The organism is Halomonas sp. THAF5a, assembly GCF_009363755.1.
Classification (GTDB): Bacteria; Pseudomonadota; Gammaproteobacteria; order Pseudomonadales; family Halomonadaceae; genus Halomonas.
In genome coordinates this window covers 76965-100969 of record NZ_CP045417.1, presented here as the reverse complement: position 1 = coordinate 100969, position 24005 = coordinate 76965, and the positions used below count along the sequence as shown (strand labels likewise).

At 67.9% G+C, this 24005-nt stretch carries 23 protein-coding genes; 17 read left to right on the top strand and 6 right to left on the bottom strand.

Features of this window, described 5'->3' with window-relative positions; genetic code table 11:
* Nucleotides 1–25: 25 nt before the first annotated feature.
* The 5 genes from FIU83_RS00480 to flgB form a co-directional block, all read right to left on the bottom strand.
* Nucleotides 26–781 carry a flagellar basal body rod protein FlgF gene (locus FIU83_RS00480; protein ID WP_152482251.1) on the bottom strand — a complete coding sequence of 252 codons (756 nt, stop codon included), beginning with the start codon at nt 779–781 and terminating at the stop codon, nt 26–28.
* A gap of 15 nt (nt 782–796) precedes the next feature.
* A complete protein-coding gene (locus FIU83_RS00475; protein ID WP_152482250.1) occupies nt 797–2890 on the bottom strand; it encodes a flagellar hook-basal body complex protein in 2094 nt (697 codons plus the stop codon).
* 63 nt (nt 2891–2953) lie between these two features.
* The gene (locus tag FIU83_RS00470) at nt 2954–3667 is read right to left on the bottom strand and encodes a flagellar hook assembly protein FlgD (RefSeq protein WP_152482249.1); all 714 of its coding nucleotides are present in this window, start codon (nt 3665–3667) and stop codon (nt 2954–2956) included.
* A gap of 4 nt (nt 3668–3671) precedes the next feature.
* On the bottom strand, nt 3672–4079 hold the full coding sequence (gene flgC, locus FIU83_RS00465; protein ID WP_152482248.1) for a flagellar basal body rod protein FlgC: 408 nt from the start codon (nt 4077–4079) through the stop codon (nt 3672–3674).
* 15 nt (nt 4080–4094) lie between these two features.
* Nucleotides 4095–4502: a flagellar basal body rod protein FlgB gene (gene flgB, locus FIU83_RS00460; protein WP_152482247.1), complete on the bottom strand. Its 408-nt coding sequence runs from the start codon at nt 4500–4502 to the stop codon at nt 4095–4097.
* A 161-nt stretch (nt 4503–4663) separates the two neighbouring features.
* Between flgB and flgA the strand changes: the two genes are divergently transcribed.
* The 3 genes from flgA to flgN all read left to right on the top strand — a co-directional run bounded on the left by flgA (nt 4664) and on the right by flgN (nt 6240).
* Complete coding sequence (flgA, locus tag FIU83_RS00455; protein WP_152482246.1) at nt 4664–5389, top strand: flagellar basal body P-ring formation chaperone FlgA; 726 nt, start codon at nt 4664–4666, stop codon at nt 5387–5389.
* Between the two features lie 111 nt (nt 5390–5500).
* Nucleotides 5501–5794 (top strand): flagellar biosynthesis anti-sigma factor FlgM, encoded by a 294-nt coding sequence (gene flgM / locus FIU83_RS00450; RefSeq protein WP_152482245.1) that lies wholly within the window; start codon nt 5501–5503, stop codon nt 5792–5794.
* On the top strand, nt 5791–6240 hold the full coding sequence (gene flgN / locus FIU83_RS00445; RefSeq protein WP_152482244.1) for a flagella synthesis protein FlgN: 450 nt from the start codon (nt 5791–5793) through the stop codon (nt 6238–6240). Before flgM ends, flgN begins: the two co-directional genes overlap by 4 nt.
* 46 nt (nt 6241–6286) lie before the next feature.
* Here the strand turns inward: flgN and FIU83_RS00440 are convergent, their stop codons facing one another.
* Nucleotides 6287–7972, bottom strand: coding sequence for an EAL domain-containing protein (locus FIU83_RS00440; RefSeq protein ID WP_152482243.1), 1686 nt, complete (start codon nt 7970–7972; stop codon nt 6287–6289).
* A 305-nt stretch (nt 7973–8277) separates the two neighbouring features.
* On the opposite strand from FIU83_RS00440, the gene FIU83_RS00435 reads away from it, so the two are divergent.
* The 14 genes from FIU83_RS00435 (at nt 8278) to FIU83_RS00370 (ending at nt 24000) form a co-directional block, all read left to right on the top strand.
* The gene (locus FIU83_RS00435; RefSeq protein ID WP_152482242.1) at nt 8278–9963 is read left to right on the top strand and encodes an HD domain-containing phosphohydrolase; all 1686 of its coding nucleotides are present in this window, start codon (nt 8278–8280) and stop codon (nt 9961–9963) included.
* A gap of 185 nt (nt 9964–10148) precedes the next feature.
* Entirely contained in the window at nt 10149–10568 is a 420-nt protein-coding gene (gene fliS / locus FIU83_RS00430) for a flagellar export chaperone FliS (protein ID WP_152482241.1), read from the top strand.
* A gap of 2 nt (nt 10569–10570) precedes the next feature.
* Complete coding sequence (locus FIU83_RS00425) at nt 10571–10954, top strand: flagellar protein FliT (RefSeq protein WP_152482240.1); 384 nt, start codon at nt 10571–10573, stop codon at nt 10952–10954.
* Complete coding sequence (locus tag FIU83_RS00420) at nt 10951–12123, top strand: flagellar hook-length control protein FliK (RefSeq protein WP_152482239.1); 1173 nt, start codon at nt 10951–10953, stop codon at nt 12121–12123. The genes FIU83_RS00425 and FIU83_RS00420 overlap by 4 nt, the downstream gene beginning before the upstream one ends.
* Entirely contained in the window at nt 12120–12410 is a 291-nt protein-coding gene (locus FIU83_RS00415; RefSeq protein ID WP_152482238.1) for an EscU/YscU/HrcU family type III secretion system export apparatus switch protein, read from the top strand. Before FIU83_RS00420 ends, FIU83_RS00415 begins: the two co-directional genes overlap by 4 nt.
* A gap of 305 nt (nt 12411–12715) precedes the next feature.
* Complete coding sequence (gene flhD / locus FIU83_RS00410) at nt 12716–13042, top strand: flagellar transcriptional regulator FlhD (protein WP_152482237.1); 327 nt, start codon at nt 12716–12718, stop codon at nt 13040–13042.
* A 3-nt stretch (nt 13043–13045) separates the two neighbouring features.
* On the top strand, nt 13046–13618 hold the full coding sequence (flhC, locus tag FIU83_RS00405; protein WP_152482236.1) for a flagellar transcriptional regulator FlhC: 573 nt from the start codon (nt 13046–13048) through the stop codon (nt 13616–13618).
* Nucleotides 13619–13753: 135 nt separating this feature from the next.
* Nucleotides 13754–14626: a flagellar motor stator protein MotA gene (gene motA / locus FIU83_RS00400; protein WP_152482235.1), complete on the top strand. Its 873-nt coding sequence runs from the start codon at nt 13754–13756 to the stop codon at nt 14624–14626.
* Nucleotides 14623–15567 carry a flagellar motor protein MotB gene (motB, locus tag FIU83_RS00395; protein ID WP_152482234.1) on the top strand — a complete coding sequence of 315 codons (945 nt, stop codon included), beginning with the start codon at nt 14623–14625 and terminating at the stop codon, nt 15565–15567. The genes motA and motB overlap by 4 nt, the downstream gene beginning before the upstream one ends.
* Before the next feature lie 46 nt (nt 15568–15613).
* Entirely contained in the window at nt 15614–17770 is a 2157-nt protein-coding gene (gene cheA, locus FIU83_RS00390; RefSeq protein ID WP_152482233.1) for a chemotaxis protein CheA, read from the top strand.
* On the top strand, nt 17767–18264 hold the full coding sequence (gene cheW, locus FIU83_RS00385; RefSeq protein WP_152482232.1) for a chemotaxis protein CheW: 498 nt from the start codon (nt 17767–17769) through the stop codon (nt 18262–18264). Before cheA ends, cheW begins: the two co-directional genes overlap by 4 nt.
* A gap of 64 nt (nt 18265–18328) precedes the next feature.
* Nucleotides 18329–19951, top strand: a complete 1623-nt coding sequence (locus FIU83_RS00380) for a methyl-accepting chemotaxis protein (RefSeq protein ID WP_152482231.1) — start codon at nt 18329–18331, stop codon at nt 19949–19951.
* A 52-nt stretch (nt 19952–20003) separates the two neighbouring features.
* Nucleotides 20004–21731 (top strand): methyl-accepting chemotaxis protein, encoded by a 1728-nt coding sequence (locus FIU83_RS00375; RefSeq protein WP_253939508.1) that lies wholly within the window; start codon nt 20004–20006, stop codon nt 21729–21731.
* Between the two features lie 82 nt (nt 21732–21813).
* Nucleotides 21814–24000: a methyl-accepting chemotaxis protein gene (locus tag FIU83_RS00370; RefSeq protein ID WP_152482230.1), complete on the top strand. Its 2187-nt coding sequence runs from the start codon at nt 21814–21816 to the stop codon at nt 23998–24000.
* Nucleotides 24001–24005 lie beyond the last annotated feature (5 nt).

Here is a 24005-nt window from a genome sequence, read left to right as displayed (position 1 = left end):
AGGGGTTCCTCGTGTTCGGGGCGTCTCAGCTCAGGGAGAGCAGGCTGTTGGCACGCTGGGCGTTCTCGTCGGCGGTGCTGATGACCTTGGTCTGCATCTCGTAGCGCCGCGCCACGTCGATCATCGACACCATGGCGTCCACGGCGCTGACGTTGCTGCCCTCCAGGGCACCGCTGACCAGGCGGGCTTCGTCGTCGGCGGGCAGCACCGCCGGAGCGTCATCACCGCCGGGCGGGGCCCGGAACAGGCCGTCATCGCCGCGGACCACGCCCGCCTCGTCGGGCGTGACCAGCTTGAGGCGGCCCACGGCGACCAGGGCGTCGGGCCCCTGGCCCTGGGCGATGGCGCTCAGGGTGCCGTCGCTGCCCACCGAGAGCTGGGCGCCCAGCGGCACCTGGATGGGGCCGCCCTCGCCGATCACCGGGCGGCCGACGCTGGTCACCAGGCCGTCGCTGTCCACCTGCAGGTCGCCGCGCCGGGTGTAGGCCTCGGTGCCGTCCGCCGCCTGCACGGCGAGCCAGGCATCGCCCTCCATCGCCACGTCCAGCGCCCGGCCGGTGCGGTTCATGGGGCCGGGCGCGACGTCCGCCCCAGGGGTCGAGGCGGCGACCGAGACCCGCGTAGGCAGGGCGCCGTCGCCCTGCACCGGTACGGCGCGCATGGCATGCAGCTGGGCGCGAAAGCCGACGGTGTCCACGTTGGAGAGGTTGTGGCTGACCACCGACTGCTGCTCCATGCTCTGCCGGGCGCCGCTCATGGCGGTGTAGAGGATGCGATCCATGGCTCGGCTCCCGCCTTAGCGACTCAGGTTGATCGAGGCCTGGAGGACCTCGTCCTGGGTCTTGATGGTCTGGGAGTTGGCCTGGTAGGCGCGCTGGGTGACGATCATGTCCACCAGCTGCTTGGCCAGGTCCACGTTGGAGGTCTCGATGGCCCCGGACTGGATGCTGCCCAGCAGACCGGTGCCTGCGACCCCCACCAGCTCCTGGCCCGACCCCTCCGTGGCCGTCCAGGCGTTGTCACCTACCGCCTTTAGCCCCTCGGGGTTGCGGAAGTTGGCCAGCACGATCTGCCCAGCCGCCTGGGACTGTTCGTTGGTGTAGTTGCGCATCACGGTGCCATCATCCTCGATAGTGATGCCGACCAACGAGCCTGAGGCGTAACCGTTTTGAGTGAGCTCTCCAACCTGCGAGTTGTTACCAAACTGTGTCGTATTCCCCAGATCGATGTTGAATTTCAACTCATTGGTTGCTCCACCGAGGGGAGTCGTTGCATCGCTGGCGAATGAAATCTGGGGAGCGTTGTTAGCGACATCGGAATATTCGATCCCGTTATCTGTCAGCTCCGGCTGCCCCACACGTTTCAATGTGCCATCTTCATTGAACTCTACGACGAAGTCGTTGGTACCGAAGGCCTCGAAGGCTTCACCTGGATCTGCTGCCGATGTGGCGGTCACAATGGCTGAAACTGTTGATGCGCCGTCATCCGCTGCCTCAACGGCATTTACGGCACTGATAATTTCCGGATCATTGATACCGATTAGAGCATCGTTCGCGACGTTGCTTACCACTTTCTGAACGGCGGCAACCGTCGCTGCATCCGCATCCACGTCGATGCCTTGAGCACTCGCCACGTCGGTGCTGATATCACTTCCACCAAGAGCGCTCTTGATAGCAGCCAAAGAGGAGGTCGCAACCTCTGAATATTCGGCATCGGATCCTGAAATGATCGATGCCGACTTGGAGTCCACGAACCTCCCGAACTCGCTAACAACGGTCGCTTCGGTCATAGGATCAACATTGTCGACTGCAGTGACAACATCGGCACTCGTTGTCTCTGCATCCATATCGGTATTTATCTTATCGACATAAGCGGCCAACACTGCATTTTGTGCTGGCTCAATTTTCTGCCCGTTCAGATATTTATCCAAGACATCGCTTAACGTGAAGCCTGCAGAAGAAGCAAATTGCCCTGCGGCGTCATTAACGGCTTTTCTGACCGAATCGGCATCCGCACCCGGTTCTGCTGCAGCTGTTGCCGCTGCCGTGCTCATCGCAGCCTTAAGGGACGAAAGACTGGACTCTGTTTCCTTCATCGAGCTAATCAGCGCATCCGCCGAGCTCTTCGATACGTCGGCGCCTTTTTCAGCGGCGCTGGTTACTTCTCCGGTCGCCTTGCCTACCGGATCAGACTTCATGTCGTAATACCCATCCATAACGACCTTCGCAAGCCAAGAGTTCTCGGCTTCGGGTCGTTTCTCGTAGTAAATCGAGACGCTGTGCGCCTGGCCTAAAGAGTCATACACGCTGAAGTTATTGGCATAGTGGTAATCAAGCTGCTCTTGATTAGCAATATTTTCAGGGTTCTTCAGGTTAGTCGTTACCTGAGTTTGACTCAGGCCGTCACCAGCAATGTTTCGTGCATCGAGATTCAGGGTCGTAAAGACATCCGAGGTGGCCCTCGCCGCCAACTCCTCCGACGAGATGTTCAACACTTCAGGCTGACCACCGACCTGCACCTCACCCTGAGCGTTGAGACCGTAGCCCATGAGACGTGCGCCTTGCGCGTTCTCCAGGAAGCCATCGGCGGTCATGCTGAGCTGGCCGTTGCGCGAATAGACCACCTCACCGTCCTGCTGAAAGCGATAGAAGCCCTGGCCGCTGATGGCGAGGTCGAGGCTGCGTCCGGTGGCCTCGATATTGCCGGCACCGAAGTCCTGCATCACCGTCGAAACCTTGGTACCCAAGCCCTTGGCGCCGGCGAAGACGCTCGCGAACTGCGCGCTGGAGCTCTTGTAACCCACGGTCTGGGAGTTGGCGATGTTGTTGCCCAGCACGTCGAGGCTGGAGGAGGCGGCGTTCAGGCCGCTGAGCGCTTGTGAGAAACCCATGTCACTGTCCCTGCGTTGGCTGAGTATCGAACGGAGAACGGCTCGTGATCGAGCGGCCCGTCATCAGAGGATCTGCTTGATATCCGAGAGCCCGACCCGGCCGTAGACGGCCCCCAGGTCGAGCTGAACCTGCCCGCCATCGGTGGGCGGCGTGACGCTGCCCACTACGGCGTAGTTGAGGGTCTCGACCGGCACCGCCTCGTCCCCTCGGGTGGCCTCGACGCTGACGCGGTAGGCACCGTCGGTGGCGGCCTGGCCATCGCTGGTCTGGCCGTCCCAGCTGAAGGACTCCACACCGGCCCTGGCCGAGCCCGTCTCGTAGCGGTTCACGACCTGGCCGGACTGGTTGGTGATGGTGACGATGACGTTGTCGGCGGGCTGGTCGAGCTCGATGCCGAAGGGCGTGGTGGTCACCTCGGCCTCTTCCCCCTCGGCCGCCTCGCCCCGGTTCAACAGCACGCGATCGCCGGGTACCAGCACGCCCTTGCCGATCAGTCCGGTGGCCTGCAGGGTCTGGCCGGCGTCGATCTGGCCGGTGATCGCCGCCATCGACTCGTTGAGCTCCTCGATGCCGCTGACGGTGTTGATCTGCGCCAGCTGGGCGGTCATGTCCTCGTTCTTCATCGGACTGAGCGGATCCTGGTTCTGCAGCTGCGTCACCAGCATGGTCATGAAGTTGTTGCGCAGCTCGTCCGACTGCTTGGCGCTCAGGCTCGCGCCGCCCGCGGCGCCACCGTTGATGCCATTGATCACGCCGCTACCGATGGTGCTCGCCATGTGGTTATCCCTCGCCCAGGGTCAGTGTCTTGAGCATCAACTGCTTGTTGGTGTTCATCACCTCGACGTTGGCCTGGTAGGAGCGCGAGGCGGAGATCATGTTGACCATCTCGCCCACCGGGTCGACGTTGGGCATGGTCACGTAGCCCGCCTCGTCGGCCAGGGGGTGGCCGGGGCGATACTCCTGGCGCATGGGCGAGGGGTCGTCCACCACCTCGCGCACGCCCACGCCGCCGATGCCGTCGCGGGTCCGGGCGCGGCTCTCGAACATCACCTGCTTGGCCCGGTAGGCCTCGCCGTCGGGGCCGGCGACGCTGTCCGCGTTGGCCAGATTGCTGGCGGTGACGTTCATGCGCTGCGACTGGGCGCTCATGGCCGAGCCGGAGATATCGAAGATGGAGAACATCGACATGGGGTCGCTCCTGGATTATTCGGGCTGCATGGCCTTCTTGAGGCCCTGGATACGGCTGTTGAGGATCGTCAGCGCCGCCTGGTAGCGCACCGAGTTGTCGGCGAACTGGGTGCGCTCGCGGTCCATGTCGACGGTGTTGCCGTCGAGGCTCGGCTGGGCCGGCACCCGATAGAGCAGGTCGCGCGAGCCCGAAGGCAGCCCCTGGCCCTCGAGATGGCGCGAGGAGGTCCGCGACAGCGAAAGTCCCTCGCTCCCGCCCTGCTGCACGGCCTTGTTGAGCTCGCTGGCGAAGTTCATGTCGCGGGCCTTGTAGCCCGGCGTATCGGCATTGGCGATGTTGCTGGCCAGCACCTTCTGGCGTTCCTGGCGCAGCCCCAGGGCCTGCTGGTGGAAGTTCAAAGAGGCTTCGAGCCGATCGATCATCTCGGCGCTCCCCGCAAAAGGTAGTGAGTCGACGATGGAGAATAGCCAAGCCCCTGTCATGACAAAGGCACGAACAGCCGACATTCGGAGGGCCAATTCACGAGTTTCGCCGCGGGGACGACCGCTAGAATCGTGGCATCACTCCCAAGCCTGGCCACGACATGCTGCGCCACCGCCGATCACTTCGCCGCCTCCGGCACGCCGCTCGCCTGCTGGCGATGGCCCTGCTGCTGGCCGGACCGAGCCATGCCGCCGAAAGTGCCGGCGATGAGGTCCTGCTGGCCAAGGTCAACGACTTCCTGCTGGAGCGCGCCGCACGACCGGGCGACAAGGCGGGTGACGAGGTCACCGTCGAGGTGCATCCGCCACGGGCCGCCCTGCCCACCTGCCCAGAGCCCGACATCTTCCTGCCCCGCGCCGCCGACAGGCCGGCGGGTCGCGTCGCCGTGGGCGTGCGCTGCGGCGATGACGGCCGGGTGCGCTACCTGCAGGCCGAGATCTCGGTCACCGGGCACTACGTGACACTGGCGCGAGAGGTGCGTGCCGGCGAGACGATCCGCCCGGCGGACCTGACCCTGGTCGCCGGCCGCCTGGATCGACTGCCCCGCCAGGCAGTCCTCGACCTTGACCGGGCGATCGGCCAGCAGGCCACTCGCACCCTGGCGGCGGGCCAGACGCTGCAGCGCTACCATCTGCGTACGCGGCCGCTGGTCAGGCGGGGACAGCAGGTGGTGATCGAGGCGCGCGGCGCGGGCTTTCGGGTGACGCGCAACGGCGAGGCGCTGGCGGCGGGCGGCCGGGGAGAGCGGATCCGCGTGCGCCTCGCCGGCCGCGAGATCCTCGAGGCGCGGATCGTCGGCGAGGGGCGCCTGGCCGTGGACTTTTAAGCGCTTCGCTTACACACTCTGCCACACCGGCTGCATGCCATACGCCGCACTAAAGTTCGCGATTCTTCGGCCGATACCCTTCATCAACACATCGGTCACGAGGCCATCACCGTGAAAATCGACAACCTCCATCCCCTGCCGCGTGCCGGCCAGGCGGAGCCGCGTGACGAGAGCCGCAAGGCAGAAGGCACGCAGCGCACCCAGCGACAGGACGCCGGCCCCTCCGCCACGACCCACCTGAGCCAGGGCGCCACGGACGCCAGCCAGGACATCGACACCGCACGCGTCGAGGAGCTGCGCGAGGCCATTCGCGAGGGACGGCTGGACGTGCGGGCCGAGCGCATCGCCGACGGCCTGATCGCCAGCGTCCAGGACCTGCTGAGCGGAGAGGAGCGCGGCGAATGAGCCTGCAGCGCCTGCTCGAGCAGCAGCAATCCCGGCTCGGGGCCCTGACCAACCTGCTCGACCACGAGCAGGCGCAGCTGCTCAACGGCACGATCGATGGCACACGCCTCGAGGAGATCGCCGAGGAGAAGGCGAGGCTACTGCAGCGCCTCGAGGAGACCGAGACGAGTCGCGCAAAGGTGCAGCGCAAGCTCGGCTACGCCGATGACGCCAGCGGCGCCCGCCAGGCGGCCGAGGACGCCGGCTGCCTCGCGCAGTGGCAGGCCACCCTCGACATGGCGGCCCGCACCGCCCGGCTGAACGAGCGCAACGGCCGCCTGATCGGCCTGCGCATGGCGCACAACCAGCAGATGCTCGACTACATCCACCGCATCGCCGAGAAGTCCGTCTACGCCGCCGACGGGCGGGCCACCATAGGGCAGCGACGGTTGAACACCTCCGCCTGATGCCTCCTGCCGCCTCAGGCCGCCGCCTCCGGCACGGCGAACTTCATCACGATTCCCGCAGCACCCATCGGTCGGGACGCTCCGCCAGCCAGGTGGCCAGGGCGTCGGCCGCCATCGGCGGCCCCAGCAGGTTGCCCTGAACACGGCCGACGCCCTTGCGCCGAGCCGCGGCGAGTTCCTCGGTCGACTCCACCCCGACCATGATGCTGCCGAGCTGCAGCGCCTTCAGACATTGTGCGAGAGCGCTGACCGCCTGGCGCGCAAAGGGACGGCTATCGGTCAGCCCGTGCACCAGCTCGCGGCCGATCTTGCCCTGCGAGACCGGCAGCATTGCCAGGCGCGTCAGATCCACCGGGGACTCGCCCAGGTTGTCGACCACCAGCCCTACGCCCATCCGGGACAGGCGGCGCAGCAGCAGTCCGTGGGCCTCGGCCTGCGACGAGAGCGATCGCGCATCGATCTCCAGCGACAGCCAGTCCAGATCGCCACCGCACTCCCGCAGGAAACGGTCCAGCGGACGACCGTCGAAGACATTCTGCTCCAGCAGGCTGGCATCGAGATTGACCGCTATCACCAGCTCCGAGAGCGGGCCACCGGTGGCCTGCCAGTCATGGTGCTGGGCGATGACCCGCTCGATGACAAAGCGGTCGAGCCGGACCATCTGCGCCATCTCGGCCACCATCGGCAGGAAATCGTCGGGGGGTAGCATGCCCCGCTCGGGGTGTCGCCAGCGCACCAGCGCCTCGACGCCGACGCAGCGGCCGCTGGCCAGATCGACCTGGGGCTGGTAGACCACGACGAAGTGGCGATCGGGGGAGAGCAGGGCTTCCTGCAGGCGGCGGCGCAGCGCCATGCGCCGCGAGAGCCTCTGCTTCAGGCCCCGGTCGTAGAAGGCATAGCCTGCCGGCCGCGCCGCTTCCAGCGCCTGAGCGGCGCGGGCCATCAGCTGTTCCGAGGTGACGCCGTCGTCAGGATAGAGGGCAATGCCGACGGACAACGTCAGCAGCATTGGCGGACGACTCAGCGTGAACGGCGCCTCCATGGCCTCGAGGCAGCGCAGTGCGGCGGCCTGCAGGCTCTCCGCCGACGCCGGATGCTCGACCAGCGCCGCCCAGCGATCGCCGCCCAGGTAGACGATGCTGTCCTCGTCGCGCAGCGTGCCCGCCAGCCGGCGGCCGATCTGCGCCGTCAGGGTCGCCATGGCCGACTCGCCGCAGGAGCGCCGGATCTCGTCGGCCCGATCCAGCCGCATCATCAGCACGGCGAGGGGCTGAGCATGACGATCCGCCCGCGCCGTCGCATGGCGCAGGCGGTCCTCGAAGACCCATTGACTGGCCAGGCCGGTGTGCGGGTCCGAGAGGGGCGGCACGGCCTCCACCTGGCCGTCCTGGAGATCCACGAAGGCCAGCAGCCTGGCCACGTCCGCCGGAGCATCCTCCGGAAGCATCTCGGCCATCAGCACCACCCTCGACGCCTCGCGCCCTTCGCTGGCCAGCCAGACACGCTGCCAGCAGAGGCCCGGCGAGTGGTGCTCACCCTCTGGCTGCACGGGGAGCCAGGTGACCATGCGCAGGATATCGGTCAGACGCCTGCCGACGAGGTTCGAGTCGGCCCCAAGCAGCGCCAGGAAGCCGGGGTTGGTCCACAGCACCTCGTCCCTGGCATCGAGCGCCACCACGGCCATCGGGACGTGCTCCAGCAGCAGTCGAAACAGCAGGGCCGGATGCCGCATCGGCGTGGCTCCCTCCTGCCCGACGGGAGCTTGAGGCGGCGCTTCACCACTGTCGTTGGACACGGGCAACTCCCGGAGGTGATGGTCTCAAACAGACTAGGCCAGGAATACCCTGTCCCGCCCGGAACGTCGCGCTCCGGCGAGGACATCATGATATCGCACCCTGGATCTCGAAGAGACCGGAAAGACCCAGCTGGCGACTCAGGTTATCGGCCGCTCACCGCCGAACTTGAGACCTCCGCCTAAAGATGCCCGCCATGCCGCCGATATCAGCAGCAGGAGAAACCGGCGAGCAAGAGGACAGGATGGTCCAGCAAGAGCATGGCTACACCCGCGTGGAGAGCCCCGCGGAAATCGAGACGCTGCTGCAGACGCTGATCGAACCGGGCGGGGCATCCCTGCAGGTGGACGCCCCGGGCAGCAAGCCGCTTCCGGTGCTGGTCGCGGAGCAGCAGCCCGATGCCGCCCTGTTGACCCTGGACATCAGCGCCATCCGCGAGGTCGCCGGCGAACTGAAGCGCGGCCAGCCGTTTCGCCTGCTGGGCCAGGTCGAGGGCAAGATGATGCGCACCCCGATGCTGACCGCGCACGAATGCCACGAGGCGGAGGGGCGCCTGGTCTGCACCTGCCCCTTCCCCTACCACCTCGAGGTACTGCAGCGTCGCGCCTCCTTTCGGGCCCGACTGCGGCTCGGCATGGAGGTGGGCGCCATCCTTCGCGATGGCAAGGACGGCTCGGTCCAGGGGGACCTCAAGGACCTCTCCCTGGAGGGCTGCCAGCTGGAGCTGGACCTCAGCGCCAGCGCCATCCTGGCGGAGGCCAGCCAGCCGCTGGAGGTGGAACTCTGCTTCCCCAATGACACCCGCTTCTCGGTGCGCGCCTCGCCGCGCCACCACACCGTGGATACCGCCCGCCAGGTGATCCTGGCCGGCTTCCGCTTCGCCAGCCCGAGCAGTGAGCAGGAGCGCCAGCTCTGGTTCTTCGTCCGCGAGATCGAGCGCGAGTCCGCGCGCTATGCCGAGGGCAGCGAGGCGTCGAGACTGCCGTCGCTGCTCTTCCAGACCCAGGCCGCATCGCCGCCTACCGTGGGACGGCGCAACACCCAGGAGTACGCCACCCCCATGACCAAGCGGCTGGCGCGCATCGCCGGCTACCTGGATGCCCAGCTGCTCGAACTGCAGCAGGGCGGCGAGGTGGACGCGATACAGCTGTCGCGCCACGCCGATCGCATGCTGCTGCTTCACGACGAGGATCGTGACGGCCTGCTCTTCGCCACCCGCTGCCTACAGCACGAGTCCCGACTGGTGCGCCACGGCCTGGCCATGAGCGTCTACCTGCTGGATCTGGCCGGCCAGCCGCCCATCCCCCGGGAGCTGAGCAAGGCCATGGCGGCCAGCGCCATGGTGCACGACCTGGGCAAGGCCCGATGGCCGGCCGAGTACTGGGAGCTGAGCCATCCCGACGAGCGGCAGTGGCGCCAGATGCAGGGCCACGTGGAGGAGCTGATGCGTCGCATGGGGCGCTGTCACTGGCTCTCCGCCAACATCCTCGAATCGGTGGCCCATAACGTCAACGAGCGCCTGGACGGCAGCGGCTACCCGCGCGGTCTGACCGGGGATCGCCTGCACGAGCTGGCACGGGCCGCCGCGGTGGTGGACGCCGTCGACGCCATGCGACGGGACCGGCCGGATCGCCCCGCCTGGCGGATCGACGCCGTCTATCGTCACCTGCTGACTCATCCCGAGCGGTTCGACCAGCGCTGGGTGAAGCGCTACATCCAACGCTTCGGCCTCTATCCGATCGGCTCGCTGATCCGCTTCGATAGCGGCCAGCTGGCCTGGGTCCGCTCCCTCGATGCACAGGGGCGACCCGACCAGGTGCAGCTGGCCGACGCCCCCGAGCCGCCCGGGCCGGCGCTCGGCGAGGTATGCGACGGCATCGGCCTCCAGCGGCTCGGCAGCATCCAGGAGGAACTGCCCGTATCAGGCTAAAGTCGGCGCCGGGATGGCCGATACCCAGAAATGACGAGCCTGACCGACGCTGTTCACCACTACAGGGGGCGCGCGACTTGTCAGACTGTCGCCTTCGCAGGAAGAAGCACCATGTCGAACGTTTCCGCATGGACCTCCCACCCCCGGCCCGATAGCGAGGCCTTAACGACAGGAGCATGCAGCCTATGAGCGCCATGCGAGGAGCCGCCGCCTACGGACGCGGGGCCAGCGCCTATGCCAAGGTCGGCGTCGAGAGCGCCGTGATGTCCGCGAGTCCCCATCAGCTGATCGTGATGCTGTTCGATGGCGCCCAGGCGTCCATCCGCACCGCGCGCATCCACCTCGAGGACGGTAACGTCGCCGAGAAGGGCAAGGCGATCTCCAAGGCGCTGGATATCGTCAACAACGGCCTGCTGGCCGCCCTGGACGCCGAGCGCGGCGGGGAGATCGCCGAGCGTCTCGCCTCCCTCTACGACTATGTCGCCCGCCTGCTGCTGTCGGCCAACCGGAGCAACGACGTCGAGAGCCTGAACCAGGCCGAGGCGCTGCTGAACGATATCGCCTCGGCCTGGCGTGAGATCGGCGACAAGGCACCGGGACAGTGAGCATGGAGTACGGCGGAGAACCCATCGGCCAGCAGGCCCTGGTCGAGTACTACGAGGCGCTGCTGTCGCGCACCCGCCACATGCTGAGCGCGGCGCGCGACGCCGACTGGCCGGCCCTGATCGACCAGGAGAGCACCTATCTCGTGCTGGTGGAGCAGCTGGCGGCGCTCGAGGCCGGACACCCGCTGGACGCCGAGCATCGAGCCCGCAAGGCGACGCTGCTCGAGGAGATCCTCGAGAATGACCTCGAGATCCGCACGCGCCTGATCGAGCGTCGCGACGAGCTGAGCGAACTGATCGGGGCCGCCCAGCGACAGCGCAAGCTGCACCGCGCCTATGATGTCGGCGAGCCGGGCCATCCCGGCCAAGGCAGCCGCGCCCGGTGAGCGGCATCACCCCGCTGCTGGATACCCTGCTGCACCAGGTGCTGGGCAAGCGCGTCGATACCCAGCCGCCCAAGGACCTCAACCAGCCGGTCAAGCCGACCTCGCCCGCCGACGCACCGAAGGCCCTGCACAGCGACTCGCGCCTCGATGCCCGGCACCCGTCGACGCCGCTACCGGGAGCGGGGCGCACCCCGGGAGCCGCATCGGATCGCCCCTCTCAGCCGCTGACGACCCCGGGGCCGTCACCCGCTTCGACCCAGACCCACCTCAGCCGCTCCGCACTCACCATCGCCGACCTGCTGGTACGCTTTCCGGCGCCGCCCTCCTCGGTCAGCCCCGCGACGCAGCTGCTGCCGGCCGGACAGGCACCGACGCCGGCCGGTGTGGCGGCTCGCCTGGAGGAGAGCATCCGCCACAGCGGGCTCTTCTACGAGTCGCACCTGGCCCGCTGGTTCAAGGGAGAGATGCCTCGCCAGCAGCTCCAGCAAGAGCCCCAGATGTGGCGAACCCTGCCGTTCACCCTCACGAGTGCGCGGCAGGGCGACACTGCCCCGAGCGGGCTTGCCGGCCCCCGCGACCTGCCCTTCCTTCCCGGCGCACCCCTGCCCCGCGGGGCGAACCCTGGACCACAGGCACCGCCGACCGGCGCTCCCCTCGCCTCGCCGCCCCCGGCCAACGCCGCGCCCGCGGCGGCACCGGCCGCCGCCGCCCGCGAGCCAATGGCCGAGCCACTACCGCGAGCCCCTGCGGGGCCACCGATTCACGAGAGTCTGCAGGGCATCGTTCGCCACCAGCTCGAGATGCTGGTGACGCCCGCCCTGCGCTGGGAGGGCGACGTCTGGAGTGGGCTCTTCATGGCACTGGTGATTCAGCTGCCCCCGGGGCACCAGGACCGCCCGAGCGGCGAGCAGGACGACTCCAGCCGCCGGGACGCCGAGCAGCGCGGCTGGCGTTCGGAGATCGACCTGGAGGTCGACGGACTCGGCCGCCTGACGGCCTCGCTATGGATGGACGCGGAGCGCGTGGAGATCGACCTGCGCCTGGCCCGCGAGTCGAGCCGGCAGCGACTCGAACATGACCTGGAGAGCCTCCGTGCCCGACTGGCCGGCCATGGCTTCGGCACGATCCAGGTCGAGCTGGGCCCACTGATGGAGGAGTCGACGCCATGAGCGATCATCCCACGCGGGGACGCCGCCAGGCCGTTGCCCTGGCCTACCACGACGCCAATGACGCCCCAAGAGTCGTGGCCCAGGGGTATGGCGAGCTGGCCGAGCGCATCATCGCCGAAGCGCACCGCCAGGGGATCCACGTGCATGACGCGCCGGAGCTGGTCGGCCTGCTGATGCAGCTGGACCTGGATGAGGCGATCCCCCCGCGACTCTACCAGGTCATCGCGGAGCTGCTGGTCTGGGTATATGAACAAGCGCCCGAGGCAGCGCCGCCGCCAGTCAGCTAGCGCAATAGGCAATCGCTATGGGTTTCATCGCGGCAATCTATGTAAGCTTTTGTAAAAAACTAAGTTTGATTTAATTTTGGAGATACAGTCCAAGAAGCATGATTTTCCTCATCTTTTTTATTAGGTAACACCAATTCTGGCGATCGCCCCACGCCAGAATGCCCTGCCGCACGATTGCATCCCCCCCCAAGCGCTGACAATACTCCCCCCCGGAAGACGCTGCTCGGCCATGCCGCGCTGGTATAGCGGAGCAGCGGTCATCGGCGCACGTCCATGCCATCACGGTTGGGAGTCGACAGGAAGTCATGCAGATCAACAGCCATATCGACGAGATTCATGAGATGAACCTCGCCTACCTCCTGCTCGCTCAGCGCCTGATCAACGAGGATCGGGCCACGGCCAAGTTTCGCCTCAAGATCGACGACGAACTGGCGGATCTCCTTCAGGAGCTCAACGCGCGCCAGCTGACGCGGCTATCGCGCATCAACCAGCTGCTCTGCCACTTCGGGCACGACAGCGCCGAACAGCTGCGCCAGCTGACCCATAATCCCCGGGAACAGGGCCTCAGCCAGTTCCACGCATCGCTGATGATGGCGTCCCGATCGGCGGCCTCGCCCGCCGGGGAGCAGTAGGCGATGTCCTGCAAGAGCCTGGTCGAGGAAATGCAGCAGGTGCAGCTGGCCATCGATCTGATCGAACTCGGCGCCCGCCTGCAGGTGCTGGAGACCGAGACCGACCTGAGCCGGGCCCGGCTGATCCGCCTGTTCAAGGAGATACGCGGCATGTCACCGCCCAAGGGCATGCTGCCCTTCTCCACGGACTGGTTCATCACCTGGATGCCGAACATCCACTCCTCACTGTTCTACAACGTCTTCCTGCGCCTCCAGGAGGATCAGGGCTGCGAGCGTATGGAGGCCTTCATCAAGGCCTATCGGCTCTATGCCGAGCAGGTGGAGATCGACGGCGCCGACACGGTGCTGGGCCTGACTCGCGCCTGGACCCTGGTGCGCTTCTTCGAGAGCGACCTGCTGCAGCTCTCGGCCTGCACCCGCTGTGGCGGCCACTTCGTGGCGCACGCCCACAGCCCGACCCATGACTATGTCTGCGGCATCTGTCAGCCCCCCTCGCGAGCCGGCAAGACCCGTAAGCGCCGGCAGGAAGCGGAGCCCGAGCCGACGCCGGCAACGCTCGACCACCGCCGGGCCTGACCCCACAGGCCCGGCCGCGCGCTGCAGCGCCACCGCGACTTTTCCGCCACGAGTTGCACGCCCCCTCAAGTCTCGCGCGTGACCGCCGATATCCGATGAAGACCATCATTCATCGTCTCGCTAGGGATACCGGCAGTGTTAATACCCATCGGCTACCTCGTCGTCATCCTCTCCGTGTTCGGGGGCTTCGCCCTGGCGGGCGGCCACCTGGGTCCGCTCTTTCAGCCGACGGAATTCCTGATGATCGGCGGTGCCGGCATCGGCGCCTTCATCGCCGCCAACAATGGCAAGGCGATCAAGGCCACCTTTCGCATCTTCGGCCGGCTGCGCCGCTCCAACAAGTACGACAAGGCGCTCTACATGGAGCTGCTCGCGCTGCAGTACAAGATGCTCACGAAGATTCGCCGCGACGGCATGCTGGGCATCGAGCGCGACATCGATAATCCCCAGGAGAGCGTGCTGTTCAATGAGCACCCCCGGGTCCTCGCCGACCCGCTGATCATGGCCTTCCTCATCGACTATCTGCGCCTGATGGTCAGCGGCAGCATGGATCCCATGGAGCTCGACGAGCTGATGCTCCATGAGATCGAGGCCTTCGAACAGGAGGCCCATGTCCCGGCCGATGCCATCGCCAAGGTGGGGGACGCCATGCCGGCCTTCGGCATCGTGGCGGCGGTGATGGGCGTGGTGAAGGCGCTGAGCACGGCCGATGCGGCCCCCGACGAGATGGGCCAGATGATCGCCCACGCCCTGGTCGGGACCTTCCTCGGCATTCTCGCCGGCTACGGCTTCGTCAACCCCCTGGCGAGTCGCGTCGAGCGTCAGGCCAAGGAGGTGGAAAAGATCCTCCAGTGCATGCGCGTCACCCTGCTGGCGAGCCTCCACGGCTATGCCCCCCAGCTCGCCGTGGAGTTCGGCCGCAAGGCGCTGCACACCGAAGAGCGCCCCGGCTTCAGTGAGCTCGAGGAGTACGTTCGCACTGCCCGGGCGGGTGACGGCGGCGCATGAGTCAGAACCGCAGACCCATCATCATCCGCCGCAAGAAGGTCGTCCATCGACACCACGGCGGCAGCTGGAAGATCGCCCTGGCGGACTTCATGACGGCCCTGATGGCGCTGTTCCTGGTCATGTGGATCCTCTCGCAGTCCGACCAGCGCCAGCGTGAGGCCATCTCCGAGTACTTTCGCACCCCGCTGCTGACCGCCATCAGCGGCGGTGACGGCGCAGCGCGCAGCCCCAACGTGATCCCGGGCGGCGGCCCCGACCCGGTGCATGCAGAAGGCGAGCGGGCCCGCATCGACCTGCGCACCCAGACCCGTCCCAGCGATCGGCAGCGCCGCGCCTTTCGCGACCTCCAGCAGCGCATCGAGAGCGCCATCGCGGTGGATCCGGACCTGCGCCAGCTGCAGCAGCAACTGCGCTTCGACATGACCCCCGAGGGCCTGCGCATCCAGCTGCTCGACACCGAGCAGCGCCCGATGTTCGAGCTGGGCAGCGCCCGGGTCGCGCCCTACATGCGCGACCTGCTGCGCACCATGGCGCCGCTGCTCAACGAGCTGCCCAACGACCTCAGCATCAGCGGCCACACCGACAGCCTGGCCTATCTCAACGGCTACCGCGGCTACGGCAACTGGGAGCTCTCGAGCGACCGCGCCAACGCCTCGCGCCGGGAGCTGGTGGCCGGAGGACTCAACCCGGCCAAGCTGCTGCGAGTCTCGGGCTTCGCCGACCGGATCGTGATGCCCGGCAGCGAGGCCAGCGATCCCGTCAATCGCCGCATCGAGCTGCTGGTGCTGTTCCGCGAGGTCGCCACGCGCATCCGCTCGCCGGGCGTGCTCGACGGGGCCGGTACGCCGTCACCGCTCGGCCGGCCGCCGGGAAGCGTCGGCGACGAGGCGCCGCTGGAGCGATTCAACCGCAGCCTGCAGGAAGCGCTCGGTAACGAATAACCACGACCCTGAGGGGCGACAACCATTCCTGGGTGGGGATACGCGCATGGATATCACCGATTTCTATGAAACCTTCTTCGAGGAGGCCGAGGAGCTGCTCGCCGACATGGAGCGCCACCTGCTCGAGATCGACCTCGAGGCGCCGGACGCCGAGCAGCTCAACGCCATCTTCCGGGCCGCGCACTCGATCAAGGGCGGCGCCGGCACCTTCGGCTTCGACGTGCTGCAGAAGACCACGCACCTCTTCGAGAACCTGCTCGATCACACGCGCCGCGGGGAGCTGACCCTGCGCCGGGACATCGTCGACACCTTTCTGGAAACCAAGGACATGCTCCACGACCAGCTGGACGCCTATCGCAACGAGGAAGTGCCCGACCAGGAGGCCTTCGCGCGGATCTGCCAGACCCTGCAGCAGCTGGCGCTGGAGGAGATCGGCCAGGAGCTCGAAGCGGCCAGCGGCACCCCGGCCGCCCCGAGTAAGGCGCCGTCGGAGCCGGAGCAGGCAGCGCCCGAGCCCGAGTGCAACCCCGCCGCCGGGAAGGCGTCGACCGCCTCGGGCGAGCAGACGCTGACCGTGGCCCTGCTGAACGTCGGCGAGAAGGATCGCGGCCTGCTGGTGGAGGAGCTCGCCCAGCTCGGCACGGTGCAGGCGCTGCACGGCGACGAGACCCGCTACGAAGTCACGCTCCTGACCACGACCGGCGGCGACGACATCGAGGCGGTGATGTGCTTCATCGTCGAGCCCGACCAGCTGGAGGTCCGGGTCGCCGCCCCGGAGGCCCAGGCGACCCCGGAGCACACCGGGGCGTCGGTCCCCGGGGGTTCCGCCGCCCGGGAGACGCACCCGCCGGAGACGCCCGCCGAGGCGAACGCCGCACAAGCGCCGGCCCCGAAGGAGGGTGCCAAGGCATCAGATGCGAGGCCGGAGGGCGGCAAGCCCAAGGCGAAGAAGGCCAAGGCGGGGGGGGAGTCCAGCTCGATCCGCGTCTCGGTGGACAAGGTCGACCAGATCATCAACCTGGTGGGCGAGCTGATCATCACCCAGTCGATGCTCGACCAGACCGTCAGCGAGCTGGACGGCGTCGCCCACGGCGGCCTGCTCAACGGCATGAGCCTGTTGCAGCGCAACGCCCGGGACCTCCAGGAGGCAGTGATGTCGGTACGCATGGTGCCCATGGACTACGTGTTCAGTCGCTACCCGCGCCTGGTCCGCGACCTCGCCGGCAAGCTCGACAAGGACGTGGAACTGGTCACCGAGGGCGAGTCCACCGAACTCGACAAGAGCCTCACCGAGCGCATCATCGATCCGCTCACCCACCTGGTCCGCAACAGCCTCGACCACGGCATCGAGGCCCCGGAGACCCGCGAGGCGGCGGGCAAGCCGAGCACCGGCCGCCTGACCCTCTCGGCCCAGCACCAGGGCGGCAACATCCTTATCGAGGTGATCGACGACGGCGCCGGCCTGGATCGCGACAAGCTGCTCGCCAAGGCCCGCGACAGCGGCCTGGCGGTCTCCGACACCATGAGCGACGACGAGGTGTGGCAGCTGATCTTCGCCCCCGGCTTCTCCACCGCCAAGGAGGTCAGCGACGTCTCCGGTCGCGGCGTGGGCATGGACGTGGTCAAGCGCAACATCCAGGGCATGGGCGGCCACGTCGAGATCGTGTCCCGCAAGGGCCAGGGCACCACCACGCGGATCGTGCTGCCGCTGACCCTGGCGATCCTCGACGGCATGTCGATCAAGGTGGGCAACGAGGTCTTCATCCTGCCGCTCTCCACCGTGCTCGAGTCCCTGCAGCCCTCCCGCGAGGACCTCTACGCCATGGCCGGCGACGACGTGGTGCTCAAGGTCCGCGACGAGTACCTGCCGGTGGTCGCCGTGCACGCGGCGCTGGACGTGGCGGACGCCAAGACCGAGCTCGACGAGACCATCGCGGTGATCGTCCAGGGCGAGGGGCGCCGCTACGCCCTGCTGGTGGACGACCTGATCGGGCAGCAGCAGGTGGTGGTGAAGAACCTCGAGACCAACTATCGCAAGGTGCCTGGCGTCTCGGCGGCGACCATCCTCGGCGACGGCAGCGTGGCACTGATCCTCGACATCGCCGACCTGCACCGCCTCAACCGTGCCAAGAAGGAAGCGCGTCGCCCGCAGCACGCCTCCGATCACTCAACGCTGTTCCGCAACGAGGGAGTCCCATCATGACCAGCCTGACACGCAACGCCGAGCACGCCGCCTCCGAGGCCCACAACCGCGAGTTCCTGGTGTTCTCGCTGGGCGAGGAGGAGTACGCCATCGACATCCTCAAGGTGCAGGAGATCCGTGGCTACGAGAACGTCACCCGTATCGCCAATGCCCCGGCGTTCATCAAGGGCGTGACCAACCTGCGCGGCATCATCGTCCCGATCGTCGACCTGCGCATCAAGTTCCACCTCGAGCACGTCGAGTACGGCGGCCAGACGGTGGTGATCGTGGTCAACGTCGGCGAGCGAGTGGTGGGCATCGTGGTGGACGGCGTCTCGGACGTCATGACCCTCACCCCCGAGCAGATCAAGCCGGCCCCGGAGTTCGGCGTCACCCTCTCCTCCGACTTCCTGAGCGGCCTGGGCAGCCTCGAGGACCGCATGCTGGTGCTGGTCGACATCGACAAGCTGCTGACCAGCGAGGAGATGGCCCTGGTCGACTCCGCCGGCGAATGACCCTCGACCGGCCCCATCATGACGCGATGACCCAATGACCCAATGACCCGCGAGAGGCGGCACGATGCGGCAACTGACAACAACACAAAAGCTGTGGGGATCACTCGGACTCATCTGGCTGGCCATGCTGCTGATGGTCGGCTGGAACGCCTGGGAGACCCGCCAGACCATGCTCGACGAGCGCCGTGCGGCACTCGAGGTCTATGTCGACCTGGCGATGTCGACCCTCGAGGGCCAGGCCGAGCGGGTCGCGGCCGGCGAGCTCGCCCCCGAGGTGGCCAAGGCCCAGGCCGCCTCGCTGATCAAGGCCATGCGCTACGACGAGGGGCGCGGCTACTTCTACATCTTCGACGACGACTATGCCCTGCTCAGCCATCCGCGCCTGCCGGTGGGCACCGAGGTGGGCGACTTCCAGAACGTCGAGGACCGCTACCTGTTCCGCGAGTTCGCCGAGGACGTCGCCCGGGACGACGGCTACGTCGACTACCTCTGGGAGCACGAGGAGGGCAGCGAGCCCATCCCGAAGTCCTCCTACCACGAGCGCTTCGCCCCCTGGGGCTGGATCGTCGGCACCGGCGTCTACATCGACGACATCGATGCCGCCTTCATCGCCTCGCTGACCCGCACCCTGCTGGCCCTGCTGGTCATCGGCGTGCCGGTGAGCCTGCTGATGATGATGGTGATCCGCGGCGTGACCCGCGCCCTGGGCGGCGACCCGCGCTATGCCGCCGAGGCGGTCGGCATCATCGCCGACGGCGATCTCACCCGGGAGGTGCGGCTGCGCGGCGGTGACCGGGGCAGCCTGCTCTACGACATCGAGCGCATGCGCCGCGCCCTGGCCACCACCATCGGCGAAATCCACCGCGACAGCGACGCCGTGAACGGCGAGGTGGACGCCCTCGGCGCCGGCAACGACGAGCTGGCCACGCGCACCGAGCAGCAGGCCGCGGCCCTGGCCGAGACCGCCTCGAGCATGGAGGAGCTGACGACCACGGTGCACCACAACGCCGAGCACACCGAGCGGGCCAGCACCCTGGCCGGCGACACCTCCGCCAACGCCGCACGCGGCCGGGCGGCGATGGAGGACGTGGTGGGCGCCATCACCGAGATCAACGACAGCGCGACCCAGATGACCACCATCGTCGACACCATCGACGCCATCGCCTTCCAGACCAACATCCTGGCGCTCAACGCCTCGGTGGAGGCGGCCCGGGCGGGCGAGCACGGCCGCGGCTTCGCGGTGGTCGCCGAGGAGGTGCGCAACCTGGCCAGCCGCTCGGCCACGGCGACCCACGAGATCAAGGCGCTGATCGAGCGCTCCGACGCCAAGGTCGTCGAGGGCACGCGCAAGGTGAAGGAGACCGATGCGCTGATCGCCGGCATGGCCCGGGACATCGACCAGCTCAGCGCCCTGATGGACGAGGTCTCCACCGCCACCCGAGAACAGAGCCAGGGCATCGAGCAGGTGGGCGTGGCGGTCACCCAGATGGATCGCATGACCCAGCAGAACGCCGGCCTGGTGGAGGGCAACACCGACACCGCGCGGCGCCTCACGGCCAGGGCGCAGCACCTGCGCGAACGAGTGGCGCATTTCCGCGTCGCCACGCCCGGCGACGAGGACACCGCGCCGGCCGCCGGGCTCACCAGGCCCGCGGAGCACGAGACGCGCGAGCCGGCCGAGGCCTGACGGCCCTTCAATCACCGGGGCGGCCACGGCCGCCCGACCACAGGAGAATCGTGTGAAGCTTCTCGACAACATGACCGTGCGGGTCAGCTGGAGCCTGGTGCTCACGGTCTTCGCCGCCCTGGTGCTGGTGCTGAGCGGGCTGGGCCTCTACAGCGTGCGCTACAGCGAGTCGTCGCTGCAGACCCTCAACCGGGTCAACGTGGACCAGGTCTCGGCGCTGAATCGCGCCAATACGCAGATGCTGTTCGCGCAGATGGAGCTGCGCAACCTCCACGCGCGCCTCGCCCAGGCCGTGTGGCCGGAAGAGCGGGAGACGGTGAAGGCCGAGGCCGAGTCGCTGGGCGAGGAGCTCGACGCGGTCGAGGCGACCTTCCGGGAGTTCCTGGCCCTGCCGCGCCAGGCGGAGCAGCAGGCCCGGATCGCCGCGGTGGAGGAGCGCTTCACGGCGCTGATGAACGAGGGGCTGCGGCCCCAGCAACAGGCGCTGACCGAGGGTAGCGCCGAGGCCTTCTCGATCCTGCACGACACGGTGGAGACGCTCACCCAGGCCTTCTACGACGACGCGGTGACCTTCTTCGTCGCCGCCGAGCAGAACGGCCGCGCCCTCTACAATGGCTTCTTCGAGCAGGTCGGCCTGCTGCAACTGCTGATGATCGCCGCCCTGGTCATCGCCGCCCTGACCATCGTCGGGGTGCTGTGGGGCGTGACCGTCAACGTCATCCGCCCGCTGGGGCGGCTGGTCGGCTACTTCGAGCGCATGGAGCAGGGCGATCTGGCCCAGGCGATCCCGCGCCGCGGCAACAACGAGATCGGGCGGCTCTATCACTCGCTCGCGCAGATGCAGCAGGGGCTCGCCGAGACGGTGGGCAAGGTGCGCACCAGCGGCGAGGCGATCTATCAGGGCTCCCAGCGCATCGCCAGCGGCAACAACGACCTCTCCGCGCGCACCGAGCAGCAGGCCGCCTCCCTGGAGGAGACCGCCTCCAGCATGGAGGAGCTCTCCTCCACCGTGGGCCAGAACGCCGAGAACGCCCAGCAGGCCAGCCAGCTCGCCACCGAGGCCACCCGCACCGCCCGCCAGGGCGGCGAAGTGGTCGGCGAGGTGGTCACCACCATGCACGAGATCAGCCGGGGCTCCCACCGGGTGGCGGAGATCATCGGCACCATCGACGCCATCGCATTCCAGACCAACATCCTGGCGCTCAACGCCTCGGTGGAGGCGGCCCGGGCGGGCGAACACGGCCGCGGCTTCGCCGTGGTCGCCCAGGAGGTGCGCAGCCTGGCCAGCCGCAGCGCCAATGCCGCCAGCGAGATCCGCGACCTGATCCAGGCCTCGGTCAAGCAGGTCGATGCCGGCACCGCCAGCGTCGACCAGGCCGGCCAGACCATGGAAGAGATCGTCCAGGCGGTACAGCGGGTCAGCGACATCATGGACGAGATCGCCGCCGCCTCCAGCGAGCAGAGCAACGGCATCGCCCAGGTCAACGAGGCCGTCACCCAGATGGATCAGGTCACCCAGCAGAACGCCGAGCTCGTCCAGCAGGCGGCCAGCTCGGCCAACCAGCTGGAGGCCGAGGCCAGCCGGCTCAAGGTCGCCGTGACGCATTTCCGGATCGACCCGCAGGGCGGCGAGCGCGAGGTCGACCGTTCGCACGAGGCCAACGCCCAGGACCTGGCGCGCTGGATGCCATCGCTGATGTCGAGCCAGACGCCGGAACGCCGCGGCGGTGACAGGGAACACGCCCGGAGCGAACGAGACGACGAGTGGGAGTCGTTCTGAGGCCCCGGATCGCGACGCCGCCAGCGGCGGCAGACCATAACAATCAAAACGCCTAGTCCATTACCTCAGCAGGGGATATCGCATGCGTAACAACCAGCCGGTCACCCAGCGGGAACGCCCGCTCCACGATGAGCACTTCCTGATCTCGCGCACGGATCTCAAGGGGCGCATCACCTACGCCAACCCGGCCTTCATCGAGGTCAGCGGCTTCAGCCATGAGGAGCTGATCGGCGCGCCCCACAACCTGGTCCGCCACCCGGACATGCCCGAGGCGGCCTACCAGAACCTCTGGGACACCCTGGCGGCCGGCGAGCACTGGAAGGGGCTGGTCAAGAACCGTCACAAGAGTGGCGACCACTACTGGGTGGAGGCGAGCGTCTCGCCGGTGGTCGAGAACGGTGAGGTGGTCGGCTACGCCTCGGTGCGGGTCAAGCCGCGCCCCGAGGCGATCGAGCAGGCCGAGAAGGCCTACGCCCTGATCCGCGAGGGCAAGGGGCGCCACCTCACCCTGGAGCGCGGCCAGCTGCGCCGCCGCGGACTGGCCGGCCGCCTGGGCCGGCTCAACCTGCGCAGCCTGCGGGCCCGAGTGGTGACCATGGTGGTCATCGCCGGCCTGCTGCTCTCGGCGAGCGGCGCCATGGGGCTCTACGGGCTTCAGGCCTCGGGCGAACGCCTGCAGACCCTGGACCGCGACGGCCTTCAGGACGTCGCCCGCCTGCAGCAGATCGACCAGCTCGCGACCCGGGCCCACCAGACGCTGGCGGGCGAGAAGCGCCTGGAACTGATCGAGGCCAAGGAGCAGAACGCCGAGCGGCTCGCGCAGACCCGAGCGGAGCTGGCGTCCATCTGGGACGACTATCGGGCCCGGGAGGTCAACCAGAGCGGCGAGGCCGACGCCTTCGATGCGGTGCTGACCCGCTACCTCGAGGAGGGGCTGGGACGCGCCGTCGCGCTGTTCCAGACCGAGGAGTCGTTCGAGATGTTCACCAACCTGCCGCCGCACATCGAGGAGATGCAGGCGATGGGTGAGGCGCTCTCGAGAGAGATCAACGCGATGATCGAGAGCAAGCAGGCCGATGCGGCCATGCTGGCCAACGAGGCCCGCGCCGAGCAGCGTCAGATGCTGATGCTCCAGGCCGGCATGCTGGGCCTCGGCCTGCTGGCCCTGATCGTGATCGGTACCCTGACCCTGCGCGCCATGCTGCGACCGCTGCGTGAGGCCCAGGCCTTCACCCTGCAGATCGCCTCGGGCAACCTCGCCGCCGACGTGCCGCCGCGCCGTCGCGATGAGCTGGGTCGCCTGATGGAGGCGCTGGACATCATGCGCAAGAGCCTCGGCAGCATCGTCGGCGACGTCAACGGCGGCATCCGCGTGGTGACCCCGGCGGCGCGGGATATCGCCTCGGGCAACGAGGACCTCTCCGCGCGCACCGAGCAGCAGGCCGCCTCGTTGCAGCAGACCGCCTCGAGCATGGAGGAGATGACCACCACCGTGCAGCACAACTCGGACAACGCCCGCCAGGCCAGCGGCCTGGCCTCCGAGAACGCCGAACGCACCCAGGAGACCGGCAAGCTGATGCACCAGGTCGTCGAGACCATGGGCGAGATCACCGCCGGCTCGCGCAAGATGACCGAGATCATCAACGTCATCGACTCCATCGCCTTTCAGACCAACATCCTGGCGCTCAACGCCTCGGTGGAGGCGGCCCGTGCCGGCGAGCAGGGCCGTGGCTTCGCCGTGGTGGCCGGCGAGGTGCGCAAGCTGGCCGGCCGCAGCGCCGATGCTGCCAGTGAGATCCGCGAGCTGATCGACGGCTCGGCCCGCCAGATCGATGACGGCGCCGAGCTGGTGCGCCGCGCCGAGAGCTCCCTCAATGCCGTCCTCGAGGCCTCCACCCGGGTCAACGACATCATGGGCGAGATCACCGCCGCCTCCGAGGAGCAGAGCAACGGCATCGGTCAGATCAACGCCGCGGTGGTGGAGATGGACCAGGTGACCCAGCAGAACGCCGAGCGGGTCCAGGCCTCGGCACGCGCCGCCGGCGAGCTCGAGCATCAGGCCGGGCTGCTCGGCAATGCCATCGCCGCCTTCCGCCTGCGAGGGGCGGGCATGGAGCGAGCGCCCTCCCTGGCCGAGCGCCGCACGCGCACCGAGGCCGGCGCCGAGGCGTCCTCGTCGTCTTCGTCCGCGAGTCATGAGACCGCGCCGGCCACGCCGCGGCGCCGGAATCGCCAGCCCGAACCGGTCGAGGAGTGGGAGGAGTTTTGAGCGCG

Bases quoted from the DNA above. Each gene is read 5' to 3' on its own strand.
- FIU83_RS00425 (WP_152482240.1), top strand. From the start codon at position 10,571: ATGGAGTACGGCGGAGAACCCATCGGCCAGCAGGCCCTGGTCGAGTAC.
- FIU83_RS00415 (WP_152482238.1), top strand. From the start codon at position 12,120: ATGAGCGATCATCCCACGCGGGGACGCCGCCAGGCCGTTGCCCTGGCC.
- flgN (WP_152482244.1), top strand. From the start codon at position 5,791: ATGAGCCTGCAGCGCCTGCTCGAGCAGCAGCAATCCCGGCTCGGGGCC.
- cheA (WP_152482233.1), top strand. From the start codon at position 15,614: ATGGATATCACCGATTTCTATGAAACCTTCTTCGAGGAGGCCGAGGAG.
- flgB (WP_152482247.1), bottom strand. From the start codon at position 4,502: ATGATCGATCGGCTCGAAGCCTCTTTGAACTTCCACCAGCAGGCCCTG.
- FIU83_RS00435 (WP_152482242.1), top strand. From the start codon at position 8,278: ATGGTCCAGCAAGAGCATGGCTACACCCGCGTGGAGAGCCCCGCGGAA.
- FIU83_RS00380 (WP_152482231.1), top strand. From the start codon at position 18,329: ATGCGGCAACTGACAACAACACAAAAGCTGTGGGGATCACTCGGACTC.
- FIU83_RS00440 (WP_152482243.1), bottom strand. From the start codon at position 7,972: ATGCGGCATCCGGCCCTGCTGTTTCGACTGCTGCTGGAGCACGTCCCG.
- flhD (WP_152482237.1), top strand. From the start codon at position 12,716: ATGCAGATCAACAGCCATATCGACGAGATTCATGAGATGAACCTCGCC.
- flhC (WP_152482236.1), top strand. From the start codon at position 13,046: ATGTCCTGCAAGAGCCTGGTCGAGGAAATGCAGCAGGTGCAGCTGGCC.
- FIU83_RS00470 (WP_152482249.1), bottom strand. From the start codon at position 3,667: ATGGCGAGCACCATCGGTAGCGGCGTGATCAATGGCATCAACGGTGGC.
- FIU83_RS00475 (WP_152482250.1), bottom strand. From the start codon at position 2,890: ATGGGTTTCTCACAAGCGCTCAGCGGCCTGAACGCCGCCTCCTCCAGC.
- motB (WP_152482234.1), top strand. From the start codon at position 14,623: ATGAGTCAGAACCGCAGACCCATCATCATCCGCCGCAAGAAGGTCGTC.
- FIU83_RS00370 (WP_152482230.1), top strand. From the start codon at position 21,814: ATGCGTAACAACCAGCCGGTCACCCAGCGGGAACGCCCGCTCCACGAT.
- flgC (WP_152482248.1), bottom strand. From the start codon at position 4,079: ATGTCGATGTTCTCCATCTTCGATATCTCCGGCTCGGCCATGAGCGCC.
- cheW (WP_152482232.1), top strand. From the start codon at position 17,767: ATGACCAGCCTGACACGCAACGCCGAGCACGCCGCCTCCGAGGCCCAC.
- fliS (WP_152482241.1), top strand. From the start codon at position 10,149: ATGAGCGCCATGCGAGGAGCCGCCGCCTACGGACGCGGGGCCAGCGCC.
- FIU83_RS00480 (WP_152482251.1), bottom strand. From the start codon at position 781: ATGGATCGCATCCTCTACACCGCCATGAGCGGCGCCCGGCAGAGCATG.
- flgA (WP_152482246.1), top strand. From the start codon at position 4,664: ATGCTGCGCCACCGCCGATCACTTCGCCGCCTCCGGCACGCCGCTCGC.